The following is a 13,065-nucleotide window of genomic DNA, read 5'->3' as shown; positions in this document are numbered from 1 at the left end:
TAATTTTTTATAATGATTCATTTGATTGATATAAGTCATGGTGTTTTTATTTATTACTGGCAATAACTGGTGCTCTTCTTTATTTAAACTATCTTGTTGTTTGGGAATTATTTCTTACGGAGAGTGGAGTTGGCAGGTTTATTATTTTTGAAATAAAATCACCTGATGTTAAATACCTTTAATTGGCACCGTTTGTTGAATAATATTTACATATTGATGTGTTGCTCACGCCTGCGGATTTTCTGAACAAAATTAAAGGGTGTGCCAAACATCATCCTGTTGAGCGAGGTGATTTAATCCTCATCTGAAACACAAAACGGTACATTTTTATTTTATCGGCAGTAAGAAAAAATAGTGCCTTAAGGAGAAAATAATGTTCAGAAAGGTGTTCTTAATTACTACGTTACTGGTGCTGACAGGCTGTGTTGATCTCGGCAAGGTTGGTAGTAATCCAGGGATGGAAGAAGTCGATTTCTCAGCCAGTCTGTTACGGGTTTCTGATTGCCTGAGCGTCTCGGCCTTTCAACATCAATTAATGCTGAGAGAGGATGATCCTCTGCCTGGCGGTATCAGACGCTTTAATCTTTATAATCAACAGTCAACGGTGGTGGCATGGATAGATATGATCGCGTCTGGCGATCAAACCAGCGTCACTTATTACTTTGGTAAGAACGACCAGCCGTCTCAGGCGGCCTTATCAGCAATGATGAATCGTTGCCAGCAGTACTTCAGTTCGTGAACGATTAACGGCAGAATGACGCGGATTTACCCCTTCCTCCTGCGAATCGCTGAAGCTGGATGTGCTTCAACAGTTGCAGGAGGACGCCCGGAGGTAGGGTTTTTGTTTTGCGGGCTCAGGCGCCTGGCATCCAGGCTCCGCTGGCGATAAACCAGATTAATAAGGTGATCCCCGCAATACCGACGGCTGCCGGAAACAAATAACCAATTTTCAAATTTATCTCCTCTAATCAAATCACTAAAAGTTGCTACCAGGGGTAGCGACCATCGGTCATCAAATAGAAAACGACAACCAAAGCCAGAATAACCAGCATTATCGGAATGAACAGATGTTTCAATTTATCCCCCGCCTGTGAAAAGGTCCTTTACTGTCTGCTGAACAGTAAACGATACATCTTACCTTGTGGCTTACAATTTAATTAGTGGAAGTTTATCCAGTATTGCCTAAACTGGCGGTGAAAAAGTCACCTTACTAAGGGCTCCGGACTATGTTTCGATTTGCAGTAGCCTGCTGTCTGCTCTCTTTTACTTCTTATGCCACAGCCATCGTAGAGTGTGGACCTTTTACCATTGATACGCCGCAGCCTGGCGTATTTCTGGTTAATCATGCAAAAGCCACCAGGGTGAAAACAACCTGGACCGGCAAAACGGGCGACACTGACAATGTCAGATATCACTGGATTGTTAAAAATACCCGGGCGCCGGGCAAGCTGGCGATGGAGAACCGTTATCAGCAGGGTGTCGCTACGCTGCATGTTGAAGTGGTGCCGACACCCAGCCAGCCAGTTCGTATTTCTGGCGACTACGATTGCAAAACGATGAATTAATGGCAGTAAAATGGCCCCCCTGGAATTAAGGTGGCCATCTTTTCCTTACTGAATGAATACGCGCCAGAGCCACGAGAGTGGCATAACCAGCACTAACCCCGGCAATAAATTACCTACCGGCAGAGATTTGATGCCACTGATACGAAATCCTGCTGCCAGCATAATAAATCCACCGGCTGCGGTGAAATCAGCCAGCATGGCCGGCGTGGTATGCGGCAGAATAAACACGGCCGCTGAAGCGATTAAAAACTGAATTATCCACTGAGGAATAAAGATTAATGCCACCGAGTATCCCAGTACGGTGGCAAAAATGGCGGCGGTAAAAAGATCCATGATCGCTTTGACATACAGGATTTCAGAATCGTGGCTCATCCCTTCGGTCATGGCACCAATAATGCCTGTACCGCTGGCGCAGAACAGGACCAGAATGGCGACGAATTTTTCGCTAAAGACGCTTTGCTCCATACCCGTATCCGGTGCCAGCTTAGCAGCGATTCCCCTGGCGAGATTGCCCATTCTGGCAATATATTGTTCGAGATAGATCAGTTCGCCGATGGCAGCTCCCAGAATCATCGACAGGATAACCACCGGCATACTGTCGATTTTAACTAACAGCACGATGCCAAGCGCCATAGAGGCAAGGCCAAAAGTCAAAGGCAGTGCTTCACGCAGTCTTTCCGGCATTTTTGTACCAAGAAAGCCACCTGCCAGCCCGCCTGCAATGATGGTAATACTGTTGACTATGGGTCCCGTAAACATCTCATTCTCCTGATGTAATAACCTGATGAATCCGCTTCGCTTTACGCCGTCGATACTGATGTCGCCGCTTAAGCGCCAGTACCATTGACGTTGTATACAATTAATACGCTACTGCACTGTACTTTTTTTTACTGCTGCCGATAAACAGATTGTGTGACTCGATGTGCCACGTCTGCCCGACAGAAAAAGCTCTGTCCCTGCCTGCGTGCACCATTGCGGCTGGCGCATAACCAGAAAAATAACCCAGAGGTAGAGATGGATAATTTTCAAAAAGAGATTGATGAGAGAGCGAATCTCGCCTTATCCAACAAGTTTGAACTTCTGCTGTTTCGTTTAGGCTCGGACAGTAACGAATCGAAACCCGAACTGTTTGGCATCAACGTATTCAAACTGCGTGAAATAGTGCCCATGCCAAACATTACCAAAGCTGCCGGGATGAAGTCGCCGCTGCTTGGTATGGCTAATATCCGGGGACAGTTTATCCCGGTTATTGATCTGCCTGCTGTTGCAGGCTGTACGCCGGAAACCGGTCTGAACCTGCTACTGGTGACAGAGTACGCCCGCAGTACCCAGGCGTTTGCTGTCGAATCGGTTGACGACATTGTGCGCCTTGACTGGAGTCAGATTCATACCGCCGAGTCGGGAGTCAGCAGCCGCAACATTACCAGTATTGCCTGCCTTGACAGCAAAACTAACAGTATGGCGCTGGTGCTTGACGTTGAGCAGATCCTCAACGACGTCATCCCTTCCGTCCGTGAGGTAAAAGAGGGCGATATCAAACTCGATTCCTTCAATATCAAACCCGGCGCAGTTGCCATCGTGGCGGAAGACTCGAAAGTGGCCCGTCAGATGCTGGAGCAGGGATTGAAGGCGATGGGTATTCCTGCACTGATGCACGTCACCGGTCTGGAAGCCTGGGAAAAGATCAAACAAATGGATCAACAGGCGATTGCCGATGGCCAGTCGATTCATGACAAGATAGCAATGGTGCTGACCGATCTGGAAATGCCGGAGATGGATGGTTTTACCCTGACGCGCAATATTAAAACCGATCAGCGCCTGCGTGATATTCCGGTCGTTATCCATTCATCCCTGTCCGGAAGCGCCAATGAGGACCACGTTCGTAAGGTGGGAGCCAACGGTTATGTGGCCAAGTTCGAAATCAATGAACTTTCCTCGGTGATCCACAAGGTGCTGGAGAATGTGCCACGCTGACTGAAACAGTGCGGTTGGTTCAGATTCAACTGCACGGCTTCAGCCGCAATCTGGTAGCAACAATAAGCGGAGTCATCAGCAAACATTCTCCGCTTATTTTGTCAGGCTGGTCTTTTGCCCGTAGTGCGCAATGAAGGCTCAGCATTCAGGCGTTTTCTTTACGGATTACCCTTCCCGCACCGAATACGCGGCAGCTTATTATCGTTCTGTTTTACATTACTGAATAATTAACCAGAGAGCGCAGGACTATCTTAATGGCAGCGCCTGCCGGGCCTGGCATTGAAAACGCTATCCTCCGATGCTCAGCCCAACCAGCCCGTTGACGACAGCGGTCAGCATAAAGCTCAGACCGAGTGAAAGAAAAACACCATTTCTTCGCTTTGCCGCCAGAACCAGCAATACCAGCGAGACAATGAAAAACGGAATAGCAGTAATAATATAAATTGACATGTACACTCCTTGTTTTGCTCATGTGCGCGGCAGTATATCGGCTAAACAGGAAGTTGAGCCGATCTTATCCTGTCATCAGCGTTCGCTGCATGGTGCTACCGGGCGTATCAGGTTGTCTGCACAGATAACGGCTGCTACTCTGTCAACCTTTGTGATTATCTTAATACCGCCGGACGGTATTTTTTAATGGATGTTGAATGATCTGGCTGATGTTGCTGACCCTGGTTGTGGTGTTCATTGTGGGTTTTCGTGTCCTCAACTCGCAGGTGCGTCGCGCTTCCAGAGCATTAACCAGACGTCTGAATATTGATCCGGTCTGGGTCGAATCGCTGATAGCGTTGATGGGGCATCCGGCTGGCGACGAGTTTGTTGCTTACCTTGCCCGAGATAACGAGGCCCATTTAAGTAACGCGGCAACAGTATTAATGATTTATCAGCTGTTTCTGGTTGATGAGTCCGAAGAGAGCCTGACGTTCTGGCGCGGGATATTACGCAAAGCCCGTTTGCCGACCGAAATATCCAGTGAACATCTGCGGCTGGCGCTGGTCTTTTTACGGGAACTGGAGCCGGATGCTCAGGAGATGCACGCTTTTCGTCTGCGCTACAACAGCCGTTTTGCCAACGTTGCGGATACAGGGGCTGGTGAAGCCAGCAACGTTTATTCCATTCATTCCCACACCCGTCTCCACTGACCCGCCGGCTACTCTGTTAGCTGGCCTGAAATCCTTAATTTGCACACAATGTAATGATTTCGATAAACTCTGGTAAAGTACGGTAATACCGGAAGTTTTAGGATATTTAGAGATATTTTAATCTCGCCGGGTAGTCGATAGTGTCTCTCAACGGCGTAACAGAAGCCGTTAGCAAAACGAGGATATAACCATGAAAAAAACGACCCTGGCACTTTTGATGACTGTTTTTACAGCAAGCACGTTGTTCTCTGGTGTTACTCAGGCTGATGGCCCTCCGGGACAGCCGTGGCAGCAACAGGGGGGTCACGACAGACATGGTGATAACGGTCCTGGCCGTGGCCCGGATCGGGGACATGACGACCGGGGTGATTATCACCGCCATGACAGCCGTGGCCCGGATCGTCGTCACTTTGAAGAACGCGATCGTTTTGCCTGGCAGGGCCATGATTTCCGTCGTGGTCGTCCTCTGCCACCGGAATTCAGAGGAGATGGCTACCGCATCAATGACTGGCGCGAACGTGGTCTGCGTCAACCGCCTCGCGGTGAGCACTGGGCCTACATTGATGGCAACTATGTACTTATCGCGGCAGCTACCGGCGTGATAACTGCCATCCTGTTAAACAGCGTCTACAACTAATTCCCACTGTCGGCCTCTGCGGGGGCCGGCTCTTTGTCATCCCCGTCAGACCTCATCTTTCCTTACCTTTTCCGCCGTTCTCATTATTCATCCAGTTGACCACCCGTTTCGAACCGGCTTTGCTGCCTGAATGCCCGACAGACAACCATACTGTTGAATATTTGTGCAGGTACAGGTTCCGGCGTGCGTTTCCGAACAGATAGCCAATTCTGTGGTGGATAAGCGCTGTCGGTTACCGGGGGAATGATACAGGCGGTAAAACGCTGGCCCGCAATGAGCCAGCGTTTAATGCGGGATTACTGGTGGGCAATAACTGAGGTGATGACGCCGGTTGCGACAGCAATCAGCACATAGTTACCGTCAACGTTCTGCCAGCGATGCCCCGGAGGCGGCGCTTTCAGCCCGTGTTTTTGCCAGTCGTTTACCCGGTAACCGTCGCCGCGATATCTGGCTTCCAGAGCATGGCCTTTGCGGAATTGTGGCTGGGGTTGACGATGCTGGGCCTGACGGCGATCGCCTTCATGTTGCGGTTGACCGTTGTGTTGCGGCTGGTCATTGTGCCGATCGTTTTGCTGTTGCCCCTGTGGTGGGCGTTTAATCTGTTGCTGCTGGTCCTGACCGGGCTGTGGGCCTTCAGCAAAAGTGCTGAAGCTGGTTGATGCTAACAGCAGCGCACTGAGCGCAATAATGCCAGATTTTTTCATCTGATTTTTCCTGAAATGAACTCATTGTATTGATTGACGTTGTCAATTCTGGAGGCTGTAAACAGAAGGACAAGTCGACTAAGGCTGATAATGCTGTTTTTAACGAAAAATTTACACTTTCATTGCAAAAGCAGACCGCCGCCTCCACGGTTACTGCCAGATGTGAGGGCGGCGACAGGGGGGCTGCCATCAGCGCACGGAAAAAGCCTGCTCCAGCATGATGCGTTGCTGCTCTCTGCTGTAAGTGACCAGCGAGTTTTTACTGTTTGAGCGCGCCAGGATCCAGTCAACTTCCGCTGCGTCAAGTGTCGGTGCATCCAGCCAGAACGGTGTGACCGCCGTATCCTTCAGCCATTCTGCTAGCATTCTGGCCGGGGGAAGGGTAAAGCCGGGAAACAGTGCCGCAGCCAGATCGGCCATCAGCGCCTGTTGCTGCTGATTCTCTGTTTGATTGAGCAATTGCAGAAACGGCAGCAGCAGGCGGCCACAGACTTCACCGTGATGATAATCTTTAATGGCGCCCAGCTCGCCCGCGATACCATGAATAACGCCCAGCCCTGCCATACTCAGGCTTTGCCCTCCCAGCCAGGATGCCAGCAGCATCTGTTCTCGGGCTTCATCACCCTGCGCATCCTGCCTGTCCAGATACGGCCAGCCACGAAAAAAGGCGCGCATGCCGTTTAATGCCGTCTGGCGGCTCAGCAAATTGCCTTTGCAGGATAGCCAGGCTTCAAAAAGATGGGTAAAGGCGTCAACAGCACAACAGACCAGCACCTGCAAAGGCGCTCCGCGAAGCAAATCAGCATCAAGAATGGCAATCTGTGGCACAAAATTGGGGTGGCGCAGCGAGGCTTTGACTTTATGCCCGGTTTTGTCAGTCACCACGGCGTTTTGCGTCACTTCGCTGCCGGTCCCGGCAGTGGTAGGGATGGCAATCAGTGGCAATGTTTCACCACTCACCGGCGTATCCCCTACTTTTTCCAGATAGCGCAGGGTGCCAGGCGGATGCTGACTCATAGCGGCAAAAGCTTTGGCCGCATCGAGCACGCTGCCACCGCCAACAGCGACCACCCGACTGACCTTGCCTCGCCAGCGTGTCACCCAGGCATCAATTTCTGCAGGGGAGGCTTCGTGGCTGACGATTTCATGACCAACGAATTGCGCTTCAAGTCCGGACTTTTCCGCCTGCCATGCCGGGCCTTGCAGGAAGGAACGACCGCAGAACAGCAGCGTGGGCATGGGGGTATCAGCCAGCAGCGGCTGCAACTGCTTCAGGCTTCCCTGGCCAAAAAAGGTTTGTCGGTTAGCAATCATCTGGCTGGCAATCATATTTAATCCTTATTACAACGTGCGCGACGGACAACTGAAAGTGATCATCATATCTTGGGGTGCATTGATTATACTGAAGCGGGTATCAGAAAGGCGCTGCACCAGCCAGCCCTCTCTGGTCACTGCGGAAGGAATATATTTCTGACGGTCAAAGGATTGCAGCGGACCGCTTTCCAGATGCAAATCGTCGGTTTCCACACTGAATGAGCTGAACAGGTCGACGATTTTTCCGCTTACGGTGCCTTTATTCTGGCCGGAGAGCGTCTGAACCTTGCCCTCGCAGACCATACTCTTTTTCCCGGACGAACAGCCTGCCAGGATCAGCAGGGTGACAAGAGAGAGCACCACAGAGAGTACGGATTTTTTGCCATGCTGCCAGCGCATATAACGTCCTTATCATGATGGAAGTTCAGGGGAGCTGTTCCGTCCGACCCCGGCTTATCAGCAGGAAACAGTGCGGCCTCCGAGATCTGCTGATGTTAACAATGACCGATGGAACAGGGTCTAAGTATAGCCGGATCTTAACAAGTGCCGATTCCTCTCTTAGCTAACCCGCCTGGTCTGCCCGGGTAATCAGATGTCGGGCAAGATGACCGGTTCTCTTTACGGCTGCGGATGTAAACTCACTGTTTTACCGCCGTGCGACCTGGGAAACGGCTGTTAACCGCACATAAATCAGGGCGATATAAGTAATGTAGTGAGAATATGATCAATTCGTGTCTTTCTGGTGAATCAATTCAGCAAATTCCGTAACAACAGTTCGCACAGGAATAATTGGGTGCTACAATCGCCGCCGTTTTTGCTACTTTCCGCTGTTCGATTTATCAAATGCAGTCGATTTTTCGCTGAAAATCACCTTATGCACATTTTTATTATGGTTAAGCGGCAAATCTGGCAACAGTTTATATACTTTGTTCTGCATTGATGCATTCGCGCTTCCCGGCGCGGCGTCCAGGCTGGACAGGTGTTCTTCCGGACGTCAGGTTGAGAAGCTTTCTGGCGGTTAAACTTTATCAATCGAACCGATCCCGTGGACAACAAAACCTCTTTCTTACTGTTAACACCGCTGTTTCTCTTGCAGCCCTCAACGGCCTTTGCCCGTTCAGCCACTGTTGATACTTCTACGCCGCAGGAGGGCTCGCTGATGGTCATCAGAGAGCGTAACGGCTTGTCGGAGCTGGACACGCCTGCCGCTGTCAGCGTGGTCAATGGACAGGCTCTGCGCAGCAGCACACCACAGATTAATTTGTCTGAGTCACTGGCCAGTGTGCCAGGCTTGCAGATTCAGAATCGCCAGAATTATGCGCAGGATCTGCAACTGTCGGTGCGCGGTTTTGGCAGTCGCGCCATGTATGGTGTTCGCGGCGTTCGTGTTTATGTTGATGGTATTCCGGCCACCATGCCAGATGGTCAGGGACAAACCTCAAACATTGATATCAACTCCATAGATCGGGTTGAAGTACTGCGCGGACCTTATTCGGCGCTGTACGGCAACGCTTCCGGTGGTGTAGTTAACATTGAAAGCGAAACCGGCAGCCAGCCTGCCACCCTGACCGCAGGCACCTATTACGGCAGCTATGGCAGCTGGCGTAACAGTGTAAAAGCCAGCGGTGCGACCGGCGACGGCAGCCATGCGGGTGATGTCAGCTACAACATTTCCGCTTCGCGCTTCACAACCCGTGGCTTTCGCGACCAGAGCGGTACGCAGAAAAACCTGGGCAACGGTAATTTCAGGGTGCGTATTGATGACGTCAGCACCCTGACGCTGATGTTTAACTCTGTTTCCGTCGATGCTAACGATCCGGGTGGACTGACCCGCGCCGAATGGCAGGCAAATCCACGTCAGTCGCCGCGAGGTTCGCTGTATAACACCCGCAAAAGTCTCGACCAGACGCAGGTTGGTCTGCGCTATCAGCGTGACCTCAGCGAGCAGGATCAGCTGACCCTGACCAGCTGGCATGGCGAGCGTCATACCACGCAGTACCAGTCCATCCCGCTCAGCACCCAGCGCAATCCGGCTTATCCGGGTGGGGTGATTGTGCTGGAGCGTAAATATTCCGGCGTGGATACGCGCTGGAAACATGATGACCAGCTTGGCTCCGTGCCATTCAGCCTGACCGCTGGCGTGGATTATGAAACCATGACCGAACGCCGCCAGGGTTTTCAGAACTTTGTGACGGTTAACGGCAGTACCGTGCTGGGTGAGAAGGGCGATTTACGGCGCAACGAAAAGAATCTGATGTGGAACCTCGACCCTTATCTGCAAACCAGCTGGAAGCTGACGCCAAAATGGACGCTTGACGCCGGGATGCGGTACAGCACCGTCAGTTTTAATTCGACAGATTATTATGTCACCACGGGCAACGGCGATGACAGCGGTAGCCGCCGCTACCATCAGCTGCTGCCGATGGGATCGCTGAACTACGCGCTGACCGATGCGTCAAATCTCTATTTTTCCGCCGGACACGGTTTTGAAACCCCCACCATTAATGAACTCTCATACCGCTCCATCAGCGGCACCGCAACCGGCCTCAATCTGGGGCTGAAACCGGCGACCAGCGACACTGTTGAACTGGGCAGCAAGACCCGTGTCGGCTACGGGCTGTTTACTGCGGCGCTGTTCCAGACCAGTACGGATAACGAGCTGGTGGTGGCGGAGAGCAGTAATGGCCGTTCAGTGTACAAAAATGCCGGAAAAACCCGCCGCCGTGGGCTGGAACTGTCGTTGGATCAACAGGTTGCTGAAAACTGGCAGATGAAAATGGCCTGGACGCTGCTGGATGCAACCTACCGCAATCAAACCTGTAACGATGATGGCAGCTGTACGCCAGCGGGAAACCGGCTGCCCGGCGTGGCACGCAATATGGGCTATGCCTCGTTGGGCTGGGCTTTGCCCGTTGGCTGGCATGCCGGGGCAGAAATGCGTTACATGAGCAGCATTGCCGCTGATGACGCCAACGACGCGAAAGCACCGTCTTATACCGTCACCAGTCTGAATGGCGGCTATCTTTTTAACTGGAACAAGTGGTCGCTCGATACCTTCGCACGCGTGGACAACCTGTTCGATAAAGAATACGTCGGTTCAGTGATCGTCAACGAAGGGAATGGTCGTTATTACGAGCCGGCACCGGGACGCAATTACGGTGTCGGGGCGACGCTGACTTACACTTTCTGAGTCAGCTGAGCGAAGAACGCCCTGATCGGCGGAGTCGGTCAGGCACAAAATACCGGGATGGATAATCAGTATGAAACCGGTTTTTATTACGATTCAACCTCAGCGCTGAATCGCAGACGTTAATTTTGGGGAAGGTTCAAACTATGCAAAGTAAAGCACCGGTATCACGAATTCTCGTGATCCTGACGGCTGTGTTTGCCGCACTCAGTGGGCTATATCTGCTCGCTGGCGGTGTCTGGCTGGCAAAGCTGGGCGGCTCGTTTTATTACATCATCGCAGGTGTGGCTGAACTGATTGTTGCCTGGCTGCTGTTTCGTCGTCGCTCCTCTGCGCTGCTGCTTTATGCGCTGTTTCTGCTGGCGACGCTGGTCTGGTCACTGTGGGAAGTGGGGCCTGATTTCTGGGCGCTGACGCCACGACTGGACGTTACATTCTTCCTCGGCCTGTGGCTGGTGCTGCCATTTGTCTACCGTGGCCTGTCTCAGGGAGCCTTCGCCCGTGGCGCGCTGAGCCTGGTGCTGGTGGTGACGGTGATTGCGCTGGCTTACTCGGTGTTCAACGATCCGCAGGAAATCAATGGTTCACTCAGCGCGCCGCAGGCAGCTGAGATCGGCAAATCTGCTGATGGCGTGGCGGCCGGGGACTGGCCTGCCTATGGTCGTACTCAGGGGGGGACGCGCTATTCGCCGCTGAGCCAGATTAACGACAAAAACGTCGGTCAGTTGCAGGAAGCCTGGACTTTCCGTACTGGCGACATGAAGCGCCCCAGCGATCCGGGTGAGATGACGGATGAGGTGACGCCGATTAAAATTGGTGATTCTCTTTATCTTTGTACGCCACACCAGATCCTGTTTGCGCTCGATGCTGCTACCGGCAAAGAGAAGTGGAAATTTGATCCTCAGCTGAAAACCGATCCTTCCTTCCAGCATGTTACCTGTCGTGGCGTCTCTTATCATGCCAGCCCTGACGCGGTAGCAACCTCTGCTGGTGGCAAGCCCGCACTCTGTTCACGCCGCGTATTCCTGCCGGTTAACGACGGCAACCTCTACGCGCTGGATGCAGAAACCGGCGCACTCTGCCCGGAGTTTGGTGACAACGGCAAACTGAACCTGCAACAGAACATGCCGAATACGCGTGCCGGTGCTTATGAGCCAACCTCGCCACCGATCGTCACCGATAAGACCATCGTTATCGCGGGTGCGGTCACCGATAACTACTCAACCAAAGAACCCTCCGGGGTGATTCGCGGTTTCGATGTTAACAGCGGTAAGCTGCTGTGGGCATTTGATACCGGGGCTAAAGATCCGAACATCCTGCCGCAGGGTGAGCAGCAGTATACCGCCAACTCCCCGAATTCATGGGCACCGGCGGCTTATGATGCCCGGCTGGATCTGGTATACCTGCCGATTGGGGTAGCGACACCGGATATCTGGGGTGGCAACCGCACGCCAGAAATGGAGCGTTTTGCCAGTGGCCTGCTGGCGCTGAATGCCACCACCGGTAAACTGGCGTGGTTCTACCAGACGGTTCACCACGATCTGTGGGATATGGATGTACCGGCGCAGCCGACGCTGGCTGATATCACGGACCAGAATGGCAATATCGTACCGGTGGTCTATGTCCCGGCGAAAACCGGCAACATTTTTGTGCTGGACAGACGCACGGGTAAAACAGTCGTGCCTGCTCCGGAAACGCCAGTGCCTCAGGGCGCGGCAAAGGGCGATCGTCTCTCTGCAACCCAGCCTTACTCGGAACTGACCTACCGTCCGAAGAAAAACCTCAGCGGCGCGGACATGTGGGGTGCCACGGTTTACGATCAGCTGGTCTGCCGGGTGATGTTCCACCGTCTGCGCTATGAGGGCCCGTTCACACCACCTTCAGAGCAGGGCACCCTGGTGTTCCCGGGAAATCTGGGCATGTTCGAGTGGGGCGGCATCTCTGTGGATACAGATCGTCAGATCGCGGTGACCAATCCTATGGCGCTGCCGTTCGTTTCACGTCTGATCCCACGCGGTCCGAACAATCCGATGTGGCCGGATAAAAATGATAAAGGCGGCAGCGGCACGGAAACGGGTGTTCAGCCACAATATGGTGTGCCTTACGGCGTGACGCTCAACCCGTTCCTCTCTCCGCTGGGTTTACCCTGTAAGCAGCCATCATGGGGCTACATTTCCGCAGTTGATCTGAAAACCAACGATATTGTGTGGAAAAAACGCATCGGTACGGTACGTGACAGCTCACCGCTGCCACTGCCGTTTAAAATGGGGATGCCGATGCTGGGCGGACCGATCTCTACCGCGGGTAATGTGATGTTTATCGCAGCCACGGCAGATAACTACCTGCGTGCGTTCAACGTCACCGACGGCAAAGCCCTGTGGGAAGCCCGCCTGCCTGCGGGCGGTCAGTCAACGCCAATGACCTATGAAGTGAACGGCAAACAGTATGTGCTGATTGCTGCCGGTGGTCATGGCTCATTCGGCACCAAACTGGGCGATTACATTATTGCTTATGCCCTGCCTGACAATGCCGGGAAATAATC

General features: G+C 52.5%; 13 protein-coding genes. 7 read left to right on the top strand and 6 right to left on the bottom strand.

What is annotated here, in order from left to right:
- The first annotated feature begins 373 nt into the window (after nt 1-373).
- Nucleotides 374-739, top strand: a complete 366-nt coding sequence (locus AC3RPL_RS14035) for a hypothetical protein (protein ID WP_490740456.1) — start codon at nt 374-376, stop codon at nt 737-739.
- Between the two features lie 115 nt (nt 740-854).
- Here the strand turns inward: AC3RPL_RS14035 and AC3RPL_RS14030 are convergent, their stop codons facing one another.
- Nucleotides 855-953 (bottom strand): YoaK family small membrane protein, encoded by a 99-nt coding sequence (locus AC3RPL_RS14030; RefSeq protein ID WP_152542878.1) that lies wholly within the window; start codon nt 951-953, stop codon nt 855-857.
- A gap of 273 nt (nt 954-1,226) precedes the next feature.
- Between AC3RPL_RS14030 and AC3RPL_RS14025 the strand changes: the two genes are divergently transcribed.
- The gene (locus AC3RPL_RS14025; RefSeq protein WP_490740455.1) at nt 1,227-1,565 is read left to right on the top strand and encodes a hypothetical protein; all 339 of its coding nucleotides are present in this window, start codon (nt 1,227-1,229) and stop codon (nt 1,563-1,565) included.
- A 45-nt stretch (nt 1,566-1,610) separates the two neighbouring features.
- On the opposite strand, the gene AC3RPL_RS14020 is transcribed toward AC3RPL_RS14025, so the two are convergent.
- The gene (locus AC3RPL_RS14020) at nt 1,611-2,324 is read right to left on the bottom strand and encodes a DUF554 domain-containing protein (RefSeq protein WP_490740454.1); all 714 of its coding nucleotides are present in this window, start codon (nt 2,322-2,324) and stop codon (nt 1,611-1,613) included.
- A gap of 255 nt (nt 2,325-2,579) precedes the next feature.
- Here AC3RPL_RS14020 and AC3RPL_RS14015 point away from each other — a divergent pair, with 255 nt between their 5' ends.
- On the top strand, nt 2,580-3,539 hold the full coding sequence (locus AC3RPL_RS14015; RefSeq protein ID WP_490740453.1) for a chemotaxis protein: 960 nt from the start codon (nt 2,580-2,582) through the stop codon (nt 3,537-3,539).
- Between the two features lie 288 nt (nt 3,540-3,827).
- Here the strand turns inward: AC3RPL_RS14015 and AC3RPL_RS14010 are convergent, their stop codons facing one another.
- Nucleotides 3,828-3,989 carry a hypothetical protein gene (locus AC3RPL_RS14010; protein WP_490740452.1) on the bottom strand — a complete coding sequence of 54 codons (162 nt, stop codon included), beginning with the start codon at nt 3,987-3,989 and terminating at the stop codon, nt 3,828-3,830.
- A 197-nt stretch (nt 3,990-4,186) separates the two neighbouring features.
- Here AC3RPL_RS14010 and AC3RPL_RS14005 point away from each other — a divergent pair, with 197 nt between their 5' ends.
- Together AC3RPL_RS14005 and AC3RPL_RS14000 are read left to right on the top strand one after the other, a co-directional pair.
- Nucleotides 4,187-4,681 (top strand): DUF1198 family protein, encoded by a 495-nt coding sequence (locus tag AC3RPL_RS14005; protein ID WP_490740451.1) that lies wholly within the window; start codon nt 4,187-4,189, stop codon nt 4,679-4,681.
- Nucleotides 4,682-4,871: 190 nt separating this feature from the next.
- A complete protein-coding gene (locus tag AC3RPL_RS14000) occupies nt 4,872-5,318 on the top strand; it encodes an RcnB family protein (RefSeq protein WP_261642749.1) in 447 nt (148 codons plus the stop codon).
- 296 nt (nt 5,319-5,614) lie between these two features.
- Here AC3RPL_RS14000 and AC3RPL_RS13995 read toward each other — a convergent pair whose 3' ends face one another.
- From AC3RPL_RS13995 to AC3RPL_RS13985, 3 genes are all read right to left on the bottom strand, one after another.
- The gene (locus AC3RPL_RS13995; RefSeq protein ID WP_490740450.1) at nt 5,615-6,022 is read right to left on the bottom strand and encodes an RcnB family protein; all 408 of its coding nucleotides are present in this window, start codon (nt 6,020-6,022) and stop codon (nt 5,615-5,617) included.
- Between the two features lie 189 nt (nt 6,023-6,211).
- The gene (locus AC3RPL_RS13990; protein ID WP_490740449.1) at nt 6,212-7,351 is read right to left on the bottom strand and encodes an iron-containing alcohol dehydrogenase; all 1,140 of its coding nucleotides are present in this window, start codon (nt 7,349-7,351) and stop codon (nt 6,212-6,214) included.
- Nucleotides 7,352-7,363: 12 nt separating this feature from the next.
- A complete protein-coding gene (locus AC3RPL_RS13985) occupies nt 7,364-7,735 on the bottom strand; it encodes a hypothetical protein (RefSeq protein WP_490740448.1) in 372 nt (123 codons plus the stop codon).
- 760 nt (nt 7,736-8,495) lie between these two features.
- On the opposite strand from AC3RPL_RS13985, the gene pqqU reads away from it, so the two are divergent.
- Together pqqU and AC3RPL_RS13975 are read left to right on the top strand one after the other, a co-directional pair.
- Nucleotides 8,496-10,526, top strand: coding sequence for a TonB-dependent receptor PqqU (pqqU, locus tag AC3RPL_RS13980; protein ID WP_490740447.1), 2,031 nt, complete (start codon nt 8,496-8,498; stop codon nt 10,524-10,526).
- 143 nt (nt 10,527-10,669) lie between these two features.
- The gene (locus AC3RPL_RS13975) at nt 10,670-13,063 is read left to right on the top strand and encodes a glucose/quinate/shikimate family membrane-bound PQQ-dependent dehydrogenase (protein ID WP_490740446.1); all 2,394 of its coding nucleotides are present in this window, start codon (nt 10,670-10,672) and stop codon (nt 13,061-13,063) included.
- The last annotated feature ends 2 nt before the right edge of the window (nt 13,064-13,065 follow it).

The sequence above is a fragment of the Erwinia papayae genome (assembly GCF_058241465.1).
This window is presented reverse-complemented; position numbering and strand designations above follow the sequence as displayed.